Origin of the sequence: Burkholderia sp. AU30280, assembly GCF_020420125.1 — a bacterium.
GTDB lineage: Bacteria > Pseudomonadota > Gammaproteobacteria > Burkholderiales > Burkholderiaceae > Burkholderia.
In genome coordinates, this window is the sequence record NZ_JAIZRY010000006.1 from 139,137 (window position 1) to 159,352 (window position 20,216).

Sequence of the window (20,216 nt, forward strand, 5' to 3'; positions counted from 1 at the left end):
GGTCATCTCCGTTGGAAATCGGGCGATACGAGCAGCAGTGCGAGCGACGTGGTCGCGCTTTCGGCGCGCGACAGCGCGGTCGCCGTCGGCTCGCTCAACGACCCGGCGAGCAGCGTGTTGCCGAGCGTGCGCGGGTCGAGCCGGTCGCCCGTGCGCGCGGCCAGCCGCTGCGCGAGCTCGACACGGCGCACGAGCGCGTCGGGCGCGGCCCAGCTCGCGGCAACATCGTCGTAACCGGCCGGCGAGCCGGGCCGCCACACCGGCTGGCCTAGCTGCGTGAGCAGCGGCGCGGCCTTCAGGTCGCCCGTGTCGCGCCAGCCGAGCCCGCGCAGCGACGACACGGCCCACTCCCACGGCGTCTTGAACTTGCGGTTGACCGGCGCCCACGCATCGGGCGCATCGACGAGCGCGCGATAGACGGTCGGCAGATCGCCGCCGCTCGCATCGAACGCGCGGGCGAGCCGATCGGTCAGCGCGGGCGGCGGATTGTCGGCGACGAAATGACGGGCAAGCTGGAACGCGATATGCCGGCCAGTCGCCTCCGAATGCGCGAGGTCGTGCAGGATCGCGCGCGCCTGCGCTTCGCCGGGCTGGTCGTAGCTGCGCCCCATCACGCTACGCACGCCGGGCTCGTGCAGTTTCGGGCGAAACACGAACGCGCCGGGCGCCGCATCGCCGGGCTGCGGGCCACGCCCGCCGGCGATGCTCCAGCCGGTCAGCGCACGTGCGAATTCCGTCACGTCGGCTTGCGTGTAACCCGTGCGTACGCCGAGCGTATGCAGTTCCATGATTTCGCGCGCGAGATTCTCGTTGAGCCCGCGTTTGGCCGACGGATTGCGTGCTTCGGCACGCAGCGCGGCCGGGCTGTCGGGGCCGACCGAGCGTGCCTGGTCGAGGAAAAGCTGCATCGCGGGATGCTGTTCGACGGCGACCAGCATGTCCTCGAAACGGCCGAGCACGTGCGGGCGGATCGCGTCGCGTTCGAACGCGCCCGCGTAGGCCGCCACCGGCCCCTTGTCGACCGACACCGCGAAATGGTTCGCCCAGAAATGCACGAGACGCTCGACGAACGGCGCGGGCGTATTGAGCGCACTGTTCATCCGCGCGGCGACGGCGCTGCGATACGTGTCGCGACCGTCGCGCCGGATCGACTGCTCAGTCGCGCGCTTCGTCGCCGGATCGTTGCCGGTCATCGCATTGCGCGCGTTCGCGAAGCGCGTCGCGAGCGCCACCGCGTCCGGCTCGCCGGCCCACGCGGCCGGCCGCGCGTCGTAACGGTCGAACTGCGCGACGAGCGCCGCCTTCGGGTCGGCTGGCGGCGCTTCGTCGGCGCGCGCGCCGAGACCGAAGCGGTTCAGCGCGATGGCGGCCGGTGTGATGTCGTTCGGGTGGTCCATGGAAGGGCTCTCGCGATGCGTACCCGTGTTTAACGTCGGTCGGCGGGAAATCCGTCGCGCGGAAGGCAAATATTTCGGGTTTGTCTCGCGGCTTTGAATGCGTGCGTGTTGCCGCTCGATTTTCCATCTCGGATTCGACTGGCGGTTGCAGCGAATCGGGGCGCTCGGCCGCCGCATTGCCGTATCGCTGCATCGCCGTTCCGTGCGTTGCCGGAGGCCGTAGAGAGCGGCATGGTCGACGCGATCTCCGCGGGGATGCTTGCACGTTGAACGTGCGCGCAGCGTCGCGCTGTCGCAGATGCCTCGCGACGCTTCGCTGAAGCGTGCCTGCAAGCGTTGTCGATCAACGCGCCGCGTACGCGTTGCGCATTACTGAAAAGGCACGCCGCCGCACGTCGCCCGCGCGGCGTTTGCTGACCGACTTACCGACTCGCCGCGTCGTCCTGCTTCTTCTGCCACTTCGGCGGCAGCCGCCAGTTACCGCTACGCCGCAACCCGTCGACGAACTTCGCACGCTCGTCCGGCGTCAGCGTCGCCGCGAAATCGACGACGCTGCGCTCGACCTGCGCACGCAGCGCGGTATCGGCCGCACGCGTACGTTCGAGCGCGGCGTCGATCGCCGGACGATCGAGTTGCGGCGCGGCGAGCAGATCCAGCACGGTGATCCGGTCGTCGCGCCCTTCCCGCGCGAAATCGCGGCCGTCCTTGCGCGCCGCCTTCAGCGCCGCAACGAACGCCTGCTGGCGCGCGTCAGGCAATTCGTCCGCGGCGAAACGCAATGCGGTGCGCGACGCAGGCGCGCCCGCGGCCCGCAGGTCGCGATGCGTCGAAAACCACTGATACGCACCGCCGCCGATCGCGCCGAGCATGAATACGTTCAGCACGACCGAACCGACGAGGACGAATTTCCAGCCACGCTCACTCATTCATCACTCCAGTCCACGCTCGGTCCACCGAACGTCGTTGTCAGATAGCCCGGCTCATGCGAAGGCGGCACGCTGCCCAACATCAGCATCGACACGGCCACCGCACCCGCGAGCGCGCCGGCCAGGCCCACGCCCGCGAATGCCGCGCCCGACCACCACACGGCGCCGCGCCGCCGCGCGCGCTGCGGTGCGGGCGCCGTCGCGACGATGCGCTCGACGAGCGCCGGCGCGGGCGGTGCGACCGTATCGTTGGCGAGCCACGCATCGAGTTCGGCCGCATCGTCCAGCGCCGCCAATGCGTCGCCCGGATGCGCGCGCGCCCATGCCTCGGCGGCCGCGCGTTCGCCGTCCGGCCAGCGCCGCGCATCCGAGCCGTACGCGGCGACGATGGTGCGAAATCGTTCGGGTGTCATCGGATGTCCTCGCTAGGTGAATCGCCCGCCAGTTGCGCGCGCAAGTTTCGCCGCGCACGCGCGAGCAGGCTTTCCAGCGCGTCAACGGTAATGCCCATCAGGTTGGCCGCCTCCACGTTCGACATTTCCTGATAGTACTGGAGCACGAGCGCTTCGCGCTGCCTCGCCGGCAACGCCGCGAGCGCCTGCCGCACGCGCGCGTCGCGCGAGCGGATCTCCGCCCGCATGGCCGGCTCCGGTTGCGGATCGGGCACGTCGGGCAACACGTCGACCGGCTCCTCACGGCGGCCGCGCAACCGGTCGTAGCACAGATTCAGCACGACGCGATGCAGCCACGTGTCGAACCGTGCCTCGCCTTCGCGCCAGCCCGGTGCCTGTTTCCAGATCCGCAAGAACGTCTCCTGTGCGACGTCCTCGGCTTCCGTGCGGTCGCCGAGCATGCGCGTCGCGAGTGCGAGCAGCCGCGGCAGCTTGCGCGCGACGAGCATGCGCACGGCCGACGCGTCGCGCGCGCCGACCCGTGCGACCAGGGCCGCGTCCGGATCACCGTCGCTCAACGCGGGGCGCTCCAGCGCATCGCGCGTCTGTGCCGCGGCGCGATCGTCGATGCGTCCGCCGGCAGACTGAAGCTCATCGTCGTGCTCTCCTTGCATGCGCCGCGCCATTACCCGGCCCCGCCATACTGGCGGTTCGGGCTCGCCGCGCGCATCGCGCACGGCCTCGGCAAGGTCCGTTTCATCGGCATCCGTTTCAGGCTGCATGGCGATCGGGTCGATCGGGTGCCGGCCGCCCGGTCGCGCGAGCGGCGGCCGGCGTGCTCAATATACGACGACCGGCGCGGGCCGGTAATAGGCCGGGCGCGCGGGCACCACGACACAGCCGGCCAGCACGATGGCGGCGGCCGCCAGTATCACCACGGTTCGAAAAGGCATGGCTGCGCCTCATGACGTTGCGGGAAACAGCCGCCGCGCCGGCACCGCGTGCCGTGCGGCGGCATGCGCATCAGGCCCAGTGGCCCGGAACCCAGCGCCATGCCGGGCCGCGCGCGACCCAGTGGCCCGGCACCCAGTGATGACCGACGCGAACCACTTGCCAGTGGCCCGGAATCCACACGTAGCGGCCCTGCCGCCAGTGCCAGTGGCCTTGGTCCCACACGTAGCCCGCGCGCGGCGCGGGCATCACTTCGACGCGAGGCGGCGGCGGTGCGTAAGGCGCGACGATGACGGCCTGCGCGAAGGCCGCCGACGCGGCCAGCGCGGCCACGCATGCCGTGGCAAACCGCAATGACGTGGAAAGCTTCATGAAAGTCTCCGAGGTAGCGAGTATCGACCGGTAGCGGCCGTTCATGCGTTAAACGGCGCGGGCGAACAGAATCCGTCGCGGTGGCGGCAAATAAATTTCGGCCGGGCCGGATGCACGTCGGCGCAGGCCCGATGCCGCGATCCGCACGCCCGCGCATGAGCCAACCTTGCGCGGGGTTGCCCTGCTGTCACAACTCGGCAAAACTGCCCTCCGACAATGTCTCGCACCGGAATCCCGCTCGTTTCCGGCTCACGCATTGGCCGCGCTCGCACACGGCCAGGCGGTTCCACATCTCGCGTCTCCACCAACGAAAACACCGACCATGTCGAACCAGGACAACTCCCCGATCCAGCCGAACGAGCCGGCCGCGTCCGTGTCGCGTCGCGGCTTCCTGAAACTCGCCGGCGTATCCGGCCTCGCCACCGCCGCCGGCGGCCTCGCGGCAGCCAGGGCCGCCGCGTCGAACCCGGACGGCACGCCCGAACAGGTTCACCTCACGTGGGGCAACGACCCGACGTCGGAAGTCGTGATCTCGTGGGCATCGCTCGCGTCGGCCGTCAATCCGCGCGCGCGCATCGTCGCCGACGGCGAGCCCGCGCGCACCGTGCACGGCGTCCAGCGCCTGTACACCGACGGCCTGAACGGCGAGACGGTATTCACGTACCACGCACGCGTGCACGGGCTGAAGCCGAATACGCGCTACCGCTACGAGATCACGGCCGACAACGACAGCAACGCTGCGCAGCCGTTCTCCGCGACTTTCTCGACGGCGCCGCGCGGCCGCGCGCCGTTCCGCTTCACGAGCTACGGCGATCTCGCGACGCCGAACGGCGCGTGGGTGCTGTCGTCGCCGCAGAGCCGCTTCGCGGTGCAGGCCGTCGAGCAGTTCCAGCCGCTGTTCCACCTGCTGAACGGCGACCTCTGCTACGCGAACCTGAACCCCGCGCACCAGCCCGAGGTGTGGCGCGATTTCGGCAACAACAACCAGACGTCGGCCGCGAATCGTCCGTGGATGCCGTGCCCCGGCAATCACGAGATCGAGTTCAACAACGGCCCGCAGGGGCTCGACTCGTATCTCGCGCGCTATACGCTGCCGGAGAACGGCACGCGCTTCCAGGGCCGCTGGTACAGCTTCCGCGTGAGCTCGGTGCTGTTCGTATCGCTCGATGCGGACGACGTCGTGTACCAGGATGCCGCCGCGTTCGTCGGCGGCCCCGCGCCGCTCGTGCCGGCCGCGAGCACGGGCCGCCCGCCGATCGAGCCCGGCACGTCGTTCTACGTGCGTGGCTACAGCAACGGCGAGCAGACGCGCTGGCTCGAACACACGCTGCGTCATGCCGCGCATGACGACGATATCGACTGGATCGTCGTGCAGATGCACCAGGACGCGCTCAGTTCGTCGAAGACGGGCAACGGTTCCGACAAGGGCATTCGCGAAGCCTGGCTGCCGCTGTTCGACCGTTACGGCGTCGACCTCGTGCTGTGCGGCCACGATCACGACTACGAGCGCAGCTACCCGGTGCGCGGCTGCAATCACCGCGCAGGCGTCGATGCGACGACCGGCGAAGTCGTCGAGACGCTGCAGCCGCGTCCGGTCGGCTCGAACGACCCGGACCGCACAAAGTTCGACACGAGCCACGGCACGATCCACCTGATCCTCGGCGGCGGCGGCACCAGCGCGCCGCTCGACGTGTATGGCGAGAACCCGGCGACCGGCTTTGCGCGGGCGAAGGTGTTCACGAAGCCGAACCGGCCGGTGCCGGGCACGGCGCCGAACACGTTCGTGCGCGAGCCGGCCGATGCGCTCGAGGACGCGATCTGGTCCGCGCGCCGCGATACGGGCACCGGCTACGGGATCGCCGTGTTCGATCACGACCCGGGCAAGCCGGGCGGTCACACGACGATCACGATGCGCTACTACCACGCGCCGGGCGCCGACCAGCACCCGACCGCCGACTACGAGCTGTTCGAGACGATCGAGCTGAGCAAGAAGCGCAACGAGCGCTGACCGGGCGGGCGCCCGTTGCGACGGGCGCCCGATGCTTCGCTTGTCCGGTTCGTTGCGTACGCAACGTTATGGGGCGATCAGGATGCCGCGGTTCGCGAAATAGCGGTCGAAGGTCGCGCGCGGCATCGCCACGCTCTGCTGCGTGCGCACGTCGAACCCGGACGGATTGTGGAACAGCCAGTCGCCGGTATCCCGGTTCGCGCCGAACACGAGCACCAGATGCCCGCCGCGAGACGGCGGCTCGAACCCGTCGTGCCGGATGCCGGGATGAACCGACGCCATCAACATGTGGCCATCATGCAGCCTCGGTTCGAGCGCGGCCGAATCGATCCCTTCCACGACATCCCCATCGATCCCGTACCGCTCGCGCACCCAGTGCACGAAGGGCCGGTAATGCAGGCGCTTGCCGGTATCGCCGAGTTCCGGCCGATAGACGCCGAACCCGACGGCTTCGCGTACGAGTTCGAGCAACGGCACGATCGTGTTCGAGCGGTACGCGAGCAGCATCTTCAGGCACGCGATGCCGCAGATGTTCGGGCTCCACTGCGCATACTCCTCCGGAGTGCTCGCGCCGGAGCGATGCCACAACGGGTCGTCCTCCGAGCGCAGCTCGCGGGACACGAACTGCGACACCAGGTGCTTCGATTCCCATTGCGAGAAATACGGCACTTCTTTCATGGCTTCCCTCTCTGAAGGCGCGATGCAGGTAGCTCTGTCTACGTCTGCGAGAACGTGATCTTCATGCTTCCTTGGACGCAGGCGCTTCAGCATGCACGACGCCGGAAAACGCGGCAAAGGCTGTGGCTGAAATGACGGGCCTTGCCCAATTCAACATGGATCCTCTGGTTGGTCTTATGCGATTCGATGCATGCGAAGACGGCTGCGTGACTATACCGCGACGGCGCGCAGGCACCTCTTGCACGCCGATAGCGGGACGCTGCGCCATGACACGCGCTAGACTGCCCGCCTCGCACACCGGTCCATGAAGATGAGTTTCGAATACCGCATCCACACGACGCCGTCGGCCGACGCATTCGATGCAATCCCGAATGCGTTGCGGCAAGCGCATGACGACATCGACCTCGATCCCTTCCGGCGACAGCCTGAAATCCGTGGCGACGCCGGCGGATGGCCGCTGATCGCCCTGTCGACGGACGAAGACGGTTGCTTCGTTGTCACGACACTCGGACCGACGCGGAACGCGATGCTCGACTCGATCGGCGACGCGTTGTCGGCAATCGGTGCGGCATGGCGCATCGACGACGCGTAACCGGTTGCCGCGTGGCGCCCGTGTTGCCGGATCGGCCGCAAGCGCCGAGCCGATCGCCGCCCACGCCGCTGCTCGATCTCCCTCACCTCGTTAAACTACGCGTTTCCGTCGGCAATCGCCGTCCCGCATGCCGAAAGCATGCCTGCTCATGCCGGCGGATCCGAATCATCCGAAATCGAATTTGAATGTTGAAACAGGCAGGACGCATGAAGCGCAAGAATAAGGCAACGCTCACCGGGCTCGGCGCGGTGTTGTTGTGGGCCTCCGTGGTCGCCCTCGTTCGTGGCGTGAGCGAAAGCCTCGGCGCGACCGGCGGCGCCGCGATGATCTATACGGTGGCATCCGTGCTTCTGCTGTTGACGATCGGCTTCCCCGATCTGAGCAAATTCCCGAAAAGCTATCTGCTCTGGGGCGGGCTGCTGTTCGTCGCGTACGAGCTGTGCCTGTCGCTGTCGATCGGCTATGCAAGCAACGGCCAGCAGGCAATCGAAGTCGCGATGGTCAACTATCTGTGGCCGAGCTTCACGCTGGTCGCCGCGATCGTGTTCAACAAGCAGCGCGCCAACCTGCTGGTCGTGCCCGGCGTCCTGCTGTCGATGCTCGGAATCTGCCGGGTGCTCGGCGGCGACCAGGGCCTCGACCCGGCCGGCATGCTGCACAACGTCGCGAACAATCCGCTGAGCTACGGGCTCGCGTTCTTCGGCGCGCTGATCTGGGCCGGCTACTGCACGGTGACGGCGCGCCTAGCCGACGGCAAGAACGGCGTCACGCCGTTCTTCATGCTGGTCGCGCTGGCGCTCTGGATCAAGTTCGCGATCGAAGGCGGCGGCGGCATGACGTTCAGCCTGCATGCGGTCCTCTACATCGTGCTGGCGGCATCGGCGCTGGGGTTCGGCTACGCGGCCTGGAACACCGGCATCATGCACGGCAACGTGACGATCATCGTCGGCGCGTCGTACTTCACCCCGGTGCTCGCCGCCATGCTCGCCGCGACGCTGCTGCATGCGCCGCTGTCGATCGAGTTCTGGCAAGGCGCATCGATGGTCTGCGGCGGGTCGATCCTGTGCTGGCTCGCGACGCGCGGCCGGCGCAGTGCAAAGGCCGCGCCCGTTCGGAGCCGCAACGAAGCCCAGGGCAACTGCCAGGGCTGACGATACCGGGCGCTTGCGTTGCGATGCCGCTCGACAGCACGCGGTGATCCTGCAGACCATCGGGCACTCACGCTAGCTGCGCGACGCCAGTGCGATACGCACGGCGAGCCCGGCCAGCACCGTGCCCATCAGCCAGCGCTGCGCCGACGCCCAGACCGGCCGCCCGGCCAAGAAACCCGCGATGCCGCCTGCCATGCAGGCAATCAGCCCATTCACGCTGACACTCACCGCAATCTGCACGCAGCCGAGCGCCAGCGATTGCGCGAGCACGCTGCCGTGCCCCGGCGAAATGAACTGCGGCAGAAGCGACAGGTACATCACCGCGATCTTCGGATTCGAGAGGTTCGTGACGAAGCCCATCGCGAACAGCCTGGCCCGGCTGTCGTGCGGCAACTGCCTGACCTGGAATGCCGAGCGACCGCCCGGCTTCAGCGCCTGCCACGCCAGGTACGCCAGATAAAGCGCACCGGCGAAACGCAACGCGTCGTACGCATACGGCACGGCCATCACCAGCGCGGTGATACCCAGCGCCGCGCACACCATGTAGAAAACGAACCCCAGCGCGACGCCGCCGAGCGACACCAGCCCCGCACGGCGGCCCTGGCAGATCGAGCGCGACACCAGGTAGATCATGTTCGGCCCGGGCGTCAGCACCATGCCGAGCGACACGAGTCCGAAAGCAAGCAAGGTAGAGGCGGCCGGCACGGAAATCTCCTTCGGGGCGAAGCGGTCAGGGGCGAGTTCGAACAATGTATTGCATCTCGACCGCCAACTGCATGAATAAACTTCAAGCCGCCCATGAGCGCTGTTCATCGCACCGGCCGTTCGTTACCGGCTCTTTCTCGCGCGCGTGCGGATCACCTTCGCCGCCTTCGTGCATTGCGCGTCGACGAGCCGCACGAACTCATCCGCGACCGCGTTGCCGGCCGTATTCCACGACAACCGCACCGAGCGATGCAGCCTGGGCGACAGTTCCAGCACGCGGCCACCGAACGGCGTGTACGTGAGCGTGATGCGCGGCACGATCGACACGCCCATGCCGGCTTCCGCCATCGACAGAATGGTCCGCATCTCGACCACGTTGAACGCGGCCCGCAGCGGCGCCCCGCCGCGCGCGAAGTAATCCGCGATCACCGGCCCGCAGCCGGCCTTCGAGAAAATGAACGGCGCCGACGACAACTGCTTCGCCGATACGCTCTTGCGGCCGGCGAACATGCCGTCCGCCGCCACTGCGACAAAATCCTCGTCGAGCAGCGGCAGATTGTGCGCGAACGTCTTCGTGCCGGCCACCACGCCGACATCGGCCGTTCCGTCGTCGATCCACCCTTCGACTTCGCTGTCGGTGCCTTCGAGCAGCACCGCCGACACGCCCTGGTGCCTTTCCTTCAACGCCTCGAGCGCCGGTACGACGAACGCCAGCGACACGCTCGGCAGCGACGCGACCACCAGCTTCCCTTCGAGCTTGCCGCGCGACAGGCTGAACTGCTGGCGCAACAGCTGCGCTTCCCGCACCACGTTCTGGACGTACGGCCACAGGCGTTCGCCCGCCGCCGTCAGGACGACCGGCTGCCGGTCGCGCCAGAGCAGCTTGACCTCCGTGATGTCCTCCAGCTCGGTCAATGCATGACTGATCGCAGACTGACTGCGGCTCAACCGGTCGGCCGCGGCCGTGAGCGAGCCGAGTTCGACCACGGCCGCCAGGGCCTGCAACTGGGCAAGCGTCATCGACGCCTCCTTGTTCAAAGATATGTATATCGTGCATGAGATGGGTAATCGTCATGAATTATATTGAACCGAGGAAACGATCACGCCGACGCTACCCGTGGCGCACCGCGGCCGATGCCGAATGTCCTTCACAACGCTCGGGTAAGATGCATCCTCGAACCGCATATCGGTTGCCTGCAGCCCCGCCCACACAACGGCGCGACGTCCTGCAATCGACTTCCGGTTCTAGCCGATCCAGAACAAGTGCGTGCAACACGCACGCGACCGCAACGGGCTCCGTCGACAGCGCTCGCTGCCGGACATGCCGCGACATGCCATTCCATGATGCATTTCAATCTGACTGAAGGTGTGCTGGTCTCCAGCCTGCAGGGGCTCAGCGCGTTCGATCTGGCCGGTATCGCCGTTGCGCTGCTGCTGGGCGGCATGGTCAAGGGGATCACGGGCATCGGCGTGCCGCTGATCGCGATGCCGATACTCAGCCAGTTCCTGCCGATCCGGCATGCGGTGCTGCTGCTGTCGATGCCGATCATCCTCGGCAACATTCCGCAGGCGCTGGAAGGCGGCCAGTTGCTGGCGACGGCACGCAAGATCGCCGCGCCGATCGCGGGCACCGTGATCGGCAATATCGTCGGCGTGGCGATCCTGCTGTCGCTCAATCCGGGTCATGCGCAGGCGGCGTCCGGCGCGTTGCTGATCGTAGCCGCGGCGCTGATGCTCGCCGCGCCGAAACTCAACCTGCCGGACGCGTGGCAAAAGCCTGTCGGCTTCGCGCTCGGTTTCGGCGCAGCGCTGATGGAGAGCATCGCGTCGGTGCCCGGCCCGCTGCTCGCCACCTACCTGATTTCGTCCGGCGCAACCGGGCGCGTCTTCACGAAGCAGATCGCGATCATCCTCGTGGTGTCCATCGTCACGCTGGTCACGACGTTCAGCGGCGCCGCACACGCGAGCGGCGCCGACCTCGCGATCTCGGCAGCGGCCAGCCTCCCGGCCATTGCCGGCATGTGGCTCGTTCGCCCGCTGCGGGACAAGATGTCGCCTCGCCTCTTCAGGATGGTCGTGCTGCTGTTCGTGCTCGTCGCGGCGTCGCAGATGATCTGGAAATCGGGCGTGTTCCGGCACGGCGGATCGCACGTGACCCGGATGGACAACGCGCACGCAACCAAGAATTAGCAGCCGGCGCACCGCCATCGATGACGCATGCGTTCTGAAAGCTGCCAGGCGTAGTATTCGCGGGCCCGGCGTATCGCCCCGCCCGACGGTGCGGACGATGCGTCACCGACCTTGCTGCTCGCTCGCTGATGCCCGCATCGGCGCAGCCATGCTTTCAGAGACATGAAATGGAAACCTACGTGTTGCTCGGCTGCGGATTCGGCCTTGGCCTGCTGATCGCCATCTGGGGCATCTGGCAACTCAAGTAACGCTTGCCCGCCCGATCCACGCGCAAGCAATCCGTATGGTGACGGACGGGAAATTGTAGTTGCATCCGCATTCGTCACCCCTCTCCCTCTGTTTCGCACTCCGATTCAGCGATCCGACAGCATCGGCTACCCGCGCCTGCTTCCGTTCGAAAGCAAACGCGATCGCGCTGCATCGAAACGCGTGCACTCGGCCTTGAGCCAGTCCGAAAACACCACGGTGCGCGGATCGTCGGGATTGCGTGACAACAGCATGTAGCGCGCCGGCGCTCGCACGTGCCTGCCGAAAACATCCACGAGCCGTCCACTCGCGATCTCGCCGTGCACCAGCGCGGCGCGCCCCATCGCGACGCCCTGATGGTTCAGCGCGGCCGCGATTGCCAGGCTGGAAAAATTGAACTGCGGGCCGTCAAGATGGGCCGTCCACGCCGGACGGACCGCCTCCAGCCAAGTGCGCCACTCGACGAATTCGGGTGCACCGCCCCACGGAGCCGCGTCGTGCAGCAGGACGACGCCATCCAGCGATGCCCCGCCGGCAAAGGCCGGATGCTGCGCCAGATACGCCGGCGTGGCGACCGGAAACAGGATTTCGTCGAGCACGGCCTCGGCATGCAACCGATCGTATTGCACCGGGTCGTAACGCACCGCCACATCGATGTCGTCGGCGTCCATGGCCTGACGATCCAGCACCTGAAACTCGGCCTTCACGCGAACCGGCACGTTCGGCTGTTGCCGGTGAAATTCGGACAGGCGCGGCATCAGCCACTGCAGCGCGAGCGACGGCAGGCAACTGACCTGCAGCGGGGCATCCGACATGCCAAGCGCCTGAAGCGTGCGATTGATGTCGACGAATGCGCCAGACACCGTCCCGAGCAGGATCCCGCCCTTCTCGGTCAGCTTCAGTCCGCGCGCCTGGCGCACGAACAGCGGATAACCGAGCCGGTCCTCCAGGTTCCTGATCTGCTGGCTCACGGCGCTTTGCGTCAGGTTGAACGCCTGTGCCGTCTTCGTGAAGCTCAGCAGCCGGCCGGCCGTTTCAAAACAGAGCAACGCACCCAGGATCGAACCGTCGAGTCGCATAGATATCAGTCAGGCTAATACATTCATTAGAAATCGGCGCTTTTGCGCAGCCGAACCGAATCGTAGCATTCCGGCCAGATGTTCCATTTATCCGATGCAAGGCCGATCCATGACCATTACACTCCAGCCCGCCGATCTATTAGCCAAACTGCAATCACGCCGCCCGCTGCTGTGGCTGAATCCCCATGCCGGCGGCCCGCTGCCGCACGACGCACCGTCGCCCGGGGCCATTGCGATGGCCGAAGCGCGGCTGGCGCGCTGCGAGCCGCTGATGGCCGAGCTGTTTCCCGAACTCGCGGCAAGCGCCGGAAAAATCGAATCGCCGCTGATGCCGGCCGACCGCCTGCAGCGCACGCTGTCGCTCCCGGCGGACACACACGGCTCGTGGTTCATCAAGCGCGACGACGCGTTGCCGGTCGCCGGTTCGATCAAGGCGCGCGGCGGCTTTAATGAAGTGCTCGCGCTCGCGGAGTCGATCGCGATCGAACACGGGCTGCTCGACCCCGCGGGCGACCGGCGGATCCTCGCATCGGCCGCCGCACGCGAACTGTTTGCCGCAAACACCGTCATCGTGGGCAGCACCGGCAATCTCGGCCTGAGCATCGGCGTGATGGCCGCCGCGCTGGGGTTCGAGTCGGTCGTTCACATGTCGACCGACGCGAAGCCGTGGAAGAAAGCGCGCCTGAGGCAACGCGGCGTTCGCGTCGTCGAACATGACGGCGACTATGCGCAGGCCGTCGCGGCCGGACGCGCGCAGGCACGCAATCAGCCGCGCAGCCACTTCGTCGACGACGAAGGCTCGCTGATGCTGTTCCTGGGCTACGCGGCCGGCGCCCGGCATCTCGCCGCGCAGCTCGCCGAAGCGGGCCGCCGCGTGGACGCGGCGCATCCGCTCTTCGTCCATATTCCGTGCGGCGTCGGCGGCGCGCCGGGCGGCATCGCGTATGGCCTCAAGGCGCTGTTCGGCGCGCACGTGCATTGCTTTTTCGCCGAACCCGTCGCGTCGCCGTGCATGCTGGTCCAGCTGGCCGCCGGCCCCGGGAAGCCCGTGTCCGTCTACGACGCGGGGCTCGACAACCGGACCGAGGCCGATGGCCTGGCCGTCGCGCAGGCCTCGCACCTCGTCAGTCCGCTGATGGCGTCGCTGCTGTCGGGCGTGTTCACCGTCAGCGACGCGCAGCTCTACACCCAGTTGCTCGCGGTCCACCGTACGACGGGCGTGGAGCTCGAGCCGTCGGCCGCCGCTGCCGTCGGCGGCCCCGGCTGGCTGTCGCAGTCCCCGGCCGGCCGCGACTACGTGCAGCGCCACGCGATCGACCTGCGCCGGTCGACCCACGTCATCTGGGCGACGGGCGGCTCGCTCGTGCCGCCGGAAGAACATGCCCGGTTCCAGTCTCATGCGAAAGCGCTCGCCGGTGCCGCAGCGAATGCGTGACGCGTCGGGGCCGGTGCCCGGCCTCGTTCCCGAAGACGCGTTAGACTGTCTCGATGGAACAATGCCGTTATTGCCAGAGAATCCGCGATGAATGGGATTGCCACGGTGACGAATGCCGCCGGGCAATCGCCAAGGCGCTGCGCCGGCAGCGCGCGGGCCTGCCCATGGTGCCCGATCGCATCCGCAACGAACTGCCGTCCGGCGCGCCGACCCAGCAGGTCATCGCCGTGCTGTCGCGCCAGCGCCTGCGCGCGCGGCGCGGCAACGAGGAACGCCGGGAACGCAAGGAAATCGACGACGACGTCTGATCCGGCAGCGTCGCAGCCCGCCCGCATCCCCTCGCTCCGCCCGCGCCTTCGCCGCCGTGCGCCCGCCCCTGCCGCACGCGTCCGCCCCGCTCCATTGCAAATCCGGCAACCTGGATTAGGGACAGAAGGCGTTTGTCTCGAAATTATTATCCAGGCTGCAACGATCTTTCGCCGAAACCAACGTTTACCCTAGGTCGACCGGCGCCTACGATGTAATCAACCGCTTACGACATGGTGTCGAACGCGGAAAGCCAAAAACATCGGAGGTCATCATGAAATCGCTCGTTTCCGCAGTCGTTGCCGCTGTCGCCCTGTCCGCCTCGTTCGGCGCATTCGCGCAAAGCACCGTGACGCGCGCTCAAGTGCGCAATGAACTGGTCCAGCTCGAAAGCGCCGGCTACAAGCCGAGCCAGTCGAGCCCGTACTACCCGGCCGACATCCAGGCCGCGCAAGCCCGCGTGCACGCCGCCGACAACAGCGGCTACGGTGCGCAACCGGCCGCGACCGTCCAGGGTGGCGCGCCGGCCGTCAAGGTGCAAAACCCGCGCGACTCGGTCTACTTCGGCCACTAAGCCTTCGCGCGCAGTCCGCGCGGCCACGAGCCCGTCTTGCGACGGGCTCGTGGCGTTTGCATCGCACGCTTCACCGGCCGCCGCCCGACGCGGCCCGGCCGGCCGCTTCGTCCGTCCCGCAGCCGGCGCCGCTGCCGTTGCCGACCAGATCCTGGTAGCGCACGAACGCGCGCTGCGCGGACGCCTTCGCCGCGTACATCGCCGCGTCGGCCTTGACGAGCAGTTCCTCGGCCGACGCACCGTCAGCCGGAAACTCGCTGACGCCGATGCTCGCGCCGACCGCCACGCGCCGGTCGCCAAACTCCAGTTCCTCGGCCATCACGAGCTGGATGCGCGACGCGACGTCGCCGATCACCGCCGGTGAGCGCACGTCCGCAATCAGCACGATGAATTCGTCGCCGCCGAGCCGCGCGACCATGTCGCCGCTGCGCAGCACGAGGCTCAGCCGCTGGGCGACCGCGACGAGCGTGCGGTCGCCGGCCGAGTGCCCGTGCTGGTCGTTGATCTGCTTGAAGCGATCGAGGTCGACGAACATCACGGCCAGCCCTTCGTGCATCGCGGCCGCACGCCGGATCGCGGCATCGAGACGCTCCATGAACAGCAGGCGATTCGGCAACTCGGTCAGCGCATCGTGCCCGGCGAGGTGCGTGAGCTCCAGCTGCTTCGCACGCAGCATCGCGACCTGCGTGCGAATCTCGACGCGCATGCTCTCGAAACAGCGCGCGAGCACGCCGATCTCGTCGGCACGCCCGACCGGCAGCTGCTCGGCGGCCGGATCGTCGAACACGTGGGTCGCGGCGCGCGCGAGCGTCTGCAGCGGCCGCGTGATCGCACGCGCGAACAGGATCGCGAGGATCACCGCCATCAGGCTCGACTCGAGCACCATCCGGACGATCCGTTCGCCGAGCATGCCGGCCGGCGCCAGCACATCCGTCAGCGGGCGCCCCATCCCGAGCACGACGAAGCGATTGCCCTCGTCGTGTCCGAACGGCGTGCGCACGAACGCGAACATCTGCCCCGGCGCCGCGGCAGGATTGGTCAAGCCATTGACGGTAACGTTTGTGCGCGCGTCGTCGAACAGCGCGCGCGTGACGGCGAAGCGGTCCTGCATCAGCACGCGCCTGCCGCGATCGAAGCCGAACGTCTGCGCCGGATCGGGGTGCACGAGAAAATCGCCCCACTCGTTCGCGAGATACACCTCATAGTCTTCCGGCAGATCGCGTTCGAGCCGCTCGAACACGCGCGACAGCTCGACATCGACGACGAGCGCGCCAACCGCCTGGCCCGACGTGTCGACGACCGGCGTGCCCACGCGCAGGATAGGCAGCCCTTCGGCTGCGTGCGACCCCGTCTCGTGGTTGATCACGATCGGCGACAGGTAGATATGACCGGGCGCCGTCGCGAGCGTATCGAATACATAGGAAAACTGCCCTTTCTCCTGGAGCGCACTGGCCGGCAATACGACGATGCCGTGCGCATCGCGATCGACGCGGATGCGTTCGAGCCCGAAATCCCCGCGCGCGATCAGGCGGATCTGCAGGTACTCCGGGTGATTTCTCATGAAGCTGTAGAACACCTGCTCGAGCCGCGCGCGTGGCGCGCCATCCCGGTTGTCGCCGTCCGCGACCAGCGCGCACGACGGCAATTGCGCGAGCACGAGCGCATCGTCCGCGACGTCGGACAGCACCGTGGTGAAGCGCTGCCCGAGCAGTTGCGTCGACATCAACAGGCTGTGCTGTGCTTCCTGCACGAGCATCGCGCGGTTCGCGCGATACGTGTAATAGCCGGTCGCGCCCGACGCGATCACCCCGATGCACGCGAACAGCACCGACAGTTTCGACGTGAGCCCGAGCCGGATCATTTTCCGAACCGCTCAGGCCGGTCGCCCGACACGATGCGGCTCCACAGCGACTCGCGCCGCGCGATGTCCTCGACAGGCTGGAGCCAGACGAGATGCTGGTGCCCGGTATCGAGACCTGGCGGCGGCGCGAGCGTGTTCGCGAGGCCCTGGCGTTCGGTCAGCAGCGCGCCGATCGCCGGTTCGAGCATGTAATTGATCCATGCGAACGCGAGCTCCGGATGTTGCGCGCCACGCGTGACGGCCCAGCAGTCGAGCCATGCGAGCGCGCCTTCGTCCGGGATCACGTAGCCGACGTCGGCGCCGGCACGTCGCAGCAGTTCGACCTGTTGCGTGCCGTAGTTGCCGAACATCAGTGCCGCACGATGCTGGACGAACAACGCGGTCGCCTCTTCGGGCAGCGTGTAGTACGTCAGCAGGTTGCGGCGCAGGGCGATCAGCTTGTGCGCGACGGCGAGCGTCTGCGCGCTCGACAGGCGAAACGGATCGGGATAGCCGAGCGCCAGCGCCGTAAACGAAAAATTGTGCTGCGCGCTGTTGAAGTCGAGCACCTTGCCGCGGTAGCGCGGGTTCCACAACTCCCGCATCGAGCGCGGCGCGACCGGCACCTGCTTGCGATCGTAGATCAGCCCCATCGACGAATACGTGAACGGGATCGCATAGATGGCGCCATCCTCCACGAGCCCGTCGATCGTCGCGAGTTGCTGGAAGTTCGGCAACTGCCGCCGCCGGTTCGGGATGCGCGACAGGTCGATCGGCGCGAGCAAACGTTCGTGCGCATAGCGCTGGATCTCGGCCGTGTTCGCGGCCAGCACGTCATACGGCGGTGGCGCCGCGCTGTGCATGCGCGTCCATAGTGCTTCATCGGAGTCGACGAAACTCACTTCGACACGTACGTGAAATTGCGCTTCGAACGCGCTGACGACGTCGCTGTCCGCATAGCCGGGCCATGCGAGCACGCGCAGCACGTTGTCGTTGACGGCTTCGGGAGACGCGGCGAACGCCGCAAGCGCAGAGGCAAGTAAGCTCGCCGTCAAAATGATAAGCAGCCTGCGCACGGCGATACGTGCGCGCGTACGTGCGCCGATTCCCCTGATCAATCGGACTCCGCGTGAATCGCACGGCTGCATTCGACTGTCCTTTTTCGAGTCGATGCGATATCCCGCCACGAGACCATAAAACGTACGGTCGCGCAATTGGAAGAAGCCGTATACGGCGCGTGCCCCATCGTCGACGCCGCGTGCGGATGCCGTTACACCGGCCCGTTTCCGCTTGCCGGAACGAACGTCAGCGCCACGCCTGCGTGAATTCCGCGATCACACGCGACAGGTGTGCACGCATCGCGTCGCGTGCAGCAGTTGCGTCGCGCGCCATGATCGCCGCGAAGATCCGCTGGTGATCTTCCTGCGACGCCTCGCGCAGCGCGGTCGAGTGAAAATGTTCCTCGATCTTGTCCCACAGCGGATCGCTGCGCGCGCAGTCCCACATCGCTGTGACCATGTGCAGCAGCACCGTGTTGCCGGTCGATTCCGCGATGCGCAGGTGGAACTGGCGATCGGCCGCGTCGTACGCGACCTTGTCGTTCATCTGCTCGCGCATCGTCGTCAGCGAGAAGAACAGCCGGTCGAGATCCGCATCCTTGCGTTCGGTCGCCGCGAGCGCCGCGACTTCCGCCTCGATCAGCCCGCGTGCGCGCAACGTCTCGATCGGCCCCGGGCCGCGCGGCACCTCGAACGTCACCGGACGCGCGGCGTCGGCCGCCGATACGTAGATGCCCGAACCGATCCGCACTTCGACGATCCCCTGCACCTCGAGCGCGATGATCGCCTCGCGCACCTGCGTGCGGCTCACGCCGAACTGGTCGGCCAGGCTGCGCTCGGACGGCAACCGCGCGCCGGCCTCGAACGCGCCGGCGGCCACCATCGCGTGAATCTGCCGCGCAAGGCCGATATAGGAGCGGTCCGCGGCATCGGTATCGCGGCTGGCCGGCAGGCTGGAAAGATCGGTCATCGAAAGGCTCGCAACAGGCTGGCCGGCGCCGTCGCGGCGCCGGATCGCCAAAATGGTACACCAATTCCGGGCAGCACCCGGTTCCGCGTCTTCGCCGGCGTGCTGGGTGCTTCCTGAAATGCCATGCCGGCCGGTTTGGACCCCGACAACTGGTAAACCACTATCCCGCATAACTGGCATACCAATCATAATCCGCACACCGGGGACGGGCCGGCACACTGCCGCCCGTCCGCCCGATGCATCAACCGCCAGCCAGGAGCCGCTCCAGTGAAGATGTCTTTCCGTTGGTACGGCGAGTCCGATCCGGTCTCGCTGCAATACATCCGCCAGATCCCGGGCGTCACGCATATCGTGTCCGCGATCTACGACGAACCGGTGGGAGAAGTCTGGCCCGCGCACAAGATCGACGCGCTGAAGGCGACGATCGAGCGCGCCGGCCTGCGGTTCGAAGTCGTCGAGTCGGTGCCCGTCCACGAGGACATCAAGCTCGGCAAGCCGGGCCGCGACCGCCTGATCGACAACTACCGTCAGACGATTCGCCATCTCGGCGCGGCCGGCGTGCGCGTGATCTGCTACAACTTCATGCCCGTGTTCGACTGGACGCGCACCGAGCTGTCGAAGACGCTCGACGACGGCTCGACCTGCCTCGCGTTCAGCACCGACGCGGTCGACCGGATCGATCCGGATGACGGCATCGCACTGCCGGGCTGGGATTCGAGCTACCAGCCCGAACAGTTGAAGGCCCTGCTCGCCGAGTATCGCGACGTCGACGAGCACGCGCTGTGGGCGAACCTCGAATACTTCCTGAAGGCGATCATTCCGGTCGCGGAAGAAGCCGGCGTGAAGATGGCGATCCACCCCGACGATCCGCCGCGCCCGATCTTCGGACTGCCGCGCATCGTGAAGAACCGCGACGATCTCGCGCGAATCGTGCGCATCGTCGACACGCCCGCGAACGGGCTGACGCTGTGCTCGGGCTCGCTCGGCGCGGGCCCGCAGAACGATGTCGAAGCGCTCGTGCGCGAATTCGGCGCGATGGGCCGCATTCACTTCGCGCACATCCGCAACGTGAAGGTCGACGCGAACGGCGATTTCGAGGAAACCGCCCACCTGTCGAGCTGCGGCTCGCTCGACATCGCCGCGATCGTGAAGGCGTACCACGACACCGGCTTCACCGGCTACGTGCGTCCCGACCACGGCCGCATGATCTGGGGGGAGACGGGCAAGCCCGGCTACGGCCTCTACGACCGTGCGCTCGGCGCGGTCTACCTGAACGGCCTGTGGGAAGCGCTCGCGAAGTTCGACCGCACGCCGTCGCAAGCCACGCAATAACCCGCCCATCGAGG

At 67.3% G+C, this 20,216-nt stretch carries 20 protein-coding genes; 8 read left to right on the forward strand and 12 right to left on the reverse strand.

The annotated features are described in order from the left end of the window. Positions 1–2 precede the first annotated feature (2 nt). The 5 genes from LGN17_RS15755 to LGN17_RS15775 all read right to left on the reverse strand — a co-directional run bounded on the left by LGN17_RS15755 (position 3) and on the right by LGN17_RS15775 (position 4,038). Positions 3–1,397, reverse strand: coding sequence for a DUF1800 domain-containing protein (locus LGN17_RS15755; protein ID WP_226197617.1), 1,395 nt, complete (start codon positions 1,395–1,397; stop codon positions 3–5). A 422-nt stretch (positions 1,398–1,819) separates the two neighbouring features. Next, entirely contained in the window at positions 1,820–2,323 is a 504-nt protein-coding gene (locus LGN17_RS15760; protein ID WP_226197618.1) for a periplasmic heavy metal sensor, read from the reverse strand. Beyond that, positions 2,320–2,736, reverse strand: a complete 417-nt coding sequence (locus LGN17_RS15765) for a hypothetical protein (protein ID WP_226197619.1) — start codon at positions 2,734–2,736, stop codon at positions 2,320–2,322. The genes LGN17_RS15760 and LGN17_RS15765 overlap by 4 nt, the downstream gene beginning before the upstream one ends. Next, entirely contained in the window at positions 2,733–3,497 is a 765-nt protein-coding gene (locus tag LGN17_RS15770; protein WP_226197620.1) for an RNA polymerase sigma factor, read from the reverse strand. The genes LGN17_RS15765 and LGN17_RS15770 overlap by 4 nt, the downstream gene beginning before the upstream one ends. 241 nt (positions 3,498–3,738) lie before the next feature. After that, complete coding sequence (locus tag LGN17_RS15775; RefSeq protein WP_175953842.1) at positions 3,739–4,038, reverse strand: YXWGXW repeat-containing protein; 300 nt, start codon at positions 4,036–4,038, stop codon at positions 3,739–3,741. 322 nt (positions 4,039–4,360) lie between these two features. Between LGN17_RS15775 and LGN17_RS15780 the strand changes: the two genes are divergently transcribed. Then, complete coding sequence (locus LGN17_RS15780; protein ID WP_226197621.1) at positions 4,361–6,046, forward strand: purple acid phosphatase family protein; 1,686 nt, start codon at positions 4,361–4,363, stop codon at positions 6,044–6,046. A gap of 66 nt (positions 6,047–6,112) precedes the next feature. On the opposite strand, the gene LGN17_RS15785 is transcribed toward LGN17_RS15780, so the two are convergent. Beyond that, the gene (locus LGN17_RS15785) at positions 6,113–6,724 is read right to left on the reverse strand and encodes a C39 family peptidase (protein ID WP_226197622.1); all 612 of its coding nucleotides are present in this window, start codon (positions 6,722–6,724) and stop codon (positions 6,113–6,115) included. 304 nt (positions 6,725–7,028) lie between these two features. On the opposite strand from LGN17_RS15785, the gene LGN17_RS15790 reads away from it, so the two are divergent. Together LGN17_RS15790 and yddG are read left to right on the forward strand one after the other, a co-directional pair. Next, positions 7,029–7,316, forward strand: a complete 288-nt coding sequence (locus tag LGN17_RS15790; protein ID WP_226197623.1) for a hypothetical protein — start codon at positions 7,029–7,031, stop codon at positions 7,314–7,316. Between the two features lie 206 nt (positions 7,317–7,522). Then, positions 7,523–8,467: an aromatic amino acid DMT transporter YddG gene (gene yddG, locus LGN17_RS15795; protein WP_226197624.1), complete on the forward strand. Its 945-nt coding sequence runs from the start codon at positions 7,523–7,525 to the stop codon at positions 8,465–8,467. A 72-nt stretch (positions 8,468–8,539) separates the two neighbouring features. Here yddG and LGN17_RS15800 read toward each other — a convergent pair whose 3' ends face one another. Together LGN17_RS15800 and LGN17_RS15805 are read right to left on the reverse strand one after the other, a co-directional pair. Next, positions 8,540–9,172, reverse strand: coding sequence for a LysE family translocator (locus LGN17_RS15800; protein WP_226197625.1), 633 nt, complete (start codon positions 9,170–9,172; stop codon positions 8,540–8,542). A gap of 123 nt (positions 9,173–9,295) precedes the next feature. Further along, positions 9,296–10,192 (reverse strand): LysR family transcriptional regulator, encoded by an 897-nt coding sequence (locus LGN17_RS15805; RefSeq protein WP_226197626.1) that lies wholly within the window; start codon positions 10,190–10,192, stop codon positions 9,296–9,298. A 321-nt stretch (positions 10,193–10,513) separates the two neighbouring features. Here LGN17_RS15805 and LGN17_RS15810 point away from each other — a divergent pair, with 321 nt between their 5' ends. After that, positions 10,514–11,362: a sulfite exporter TauE/SafE family protein gene (locus tag LGN17_RS15810; protein ID WP_226197627.1), complete on the forward strand. Its 849-nt coding sequence runs from the start codon at positions 10,514–10,516 to the stop codon at positions 11,360–11,362. A 374-nt stretch (positions 11,363–11,736) separates the two neighbouring features. Here the strand turns inward: LGN17_RS15810 and LGN17_RS15815 are convergent, their stop codons facing one another. Next, positions 11,737–12,693 (reverse strand): LysR substrate-binding domain-containing protein, encoded by a 957-nt coding sequence (locus LGN17_RS15815; RefSeq protein ID WP_226197854.1) that lies wholly within the window; start codon positions 12,691–12,693, stop codon positions 11,737–11,739. An 88-nt stretch (positions 12,694–12,781) separates the two neighbouring features. On the opposite strand from LGN17_RS15815, the gene LGN17_RS15820 reads away from it, so the two are divergent. The 3 genes from LGN17_RS15820 to LGN17_RS15830 all read left to right on the forward strand — a co-directional run bounded on the left by LGN17_RS15820 (position 12,782) and on the right by LGN17_RS15830 (position 15,002). Continuing rightward, positions 12,782–14,122: a D-serine ammonia-lyase gene (locus tag LGN17_RS15820; RefSeq protein ID WP_413227032.1), complete on the forward strand. Its 1,341-nt coding sequence runs from the start codon at positions 12,782–12,784 to the stop codon at positions 14,120–14,122. Between the two features lie 53 nt (positions 14,123–14,175). After that, positions 14,176–14,430, forward strand: coding sequence for a hypothetical protein (locus tag LGN17_RS15825; RefSeq protein ID WP_027791787.1), 255 nt, complete (start codon positions 14,176–14,178; stop codon positions 14,428–14,430). A 272-nt stretch (positions 14,431–14,702) separates the two neighbouring features. Then, the gene (locus LGN17_RS15830; RefSeq protein ID WP_226197629.1) at positions 14,703–15,002 is read left to right on the forward strand and encodes a DUF4148 domain-containing protein; all 300 of its coding nucleotides are present in this window, start codon (positions 14,703–14,705) and stop codon (positions 15,000–15,002) included. 70 nt (positions 15,003–15,072) lie between these two features. On the opposite strand, the gene LGN17_RS15835 is transcribed toward LGN17_RS15830, so the two are convergent. The 3 genes from LGN17_RS15835 to LGN17_RS15845 form a co-directional block, all read right to left on the reverse strand. Next, the gene (locus LGN17_RS15835; RefSeq protein ID WP_226197630.1) at positions 15,073–16,863 is read right to left on the reverse strand and encodes a GGDEF domain-containing protein; all 1,791 of its coding nucleotides are present in this window, start codon (positions 16,861–16,863) and stop codon (positions 15,073–15,075) included. Continuing rightward, a complete protein-coding gene (locus tag LGN17_RS15840; protein WP_226197631.1) occupies positions 16,860–17,990 on the reverse strand; it encodes an extracellular solute-binding protein in 1,131 nt (376 codons plus the stop codon). The genes LGN17_RS15835 and LGN17_RS15840 overlap by 4 nt, the downstream gene beginning before the upstream one ends. 157 nt (positions 17,991–18,147) lie before the next feature. After that, positions 18,148–18,870: a FadR/GntR family transcriptional regulator gene (locus LGN17_RS15845; protein WP_226197632.1), complete on the reverse strand. Its 723-nt coding sequence runs from the start codon at positions 18,868–18,870 to the stop codon at positions 18,148–18,150. Positions 18,871–19,137: 267 nt separating this feature from the next. Between LGN17_RS15845 and uxuA the strand changes: the two genes are divergently transcribed. After that, on the forward strand, positions 19,138–20,202 hold the full coding sequence (gene uxuA / locus LGN17_RS15850; RefSeq protein ID WP_226197633.1) for a mannonate dehydratase: 1,065 nt from the start codon (positions 19,138–19,140) through the stop codon (positions 20,200–20,202). The last annotated feature ends 14 nt before the right edge of the window (positions 20,203–20,216 follow it).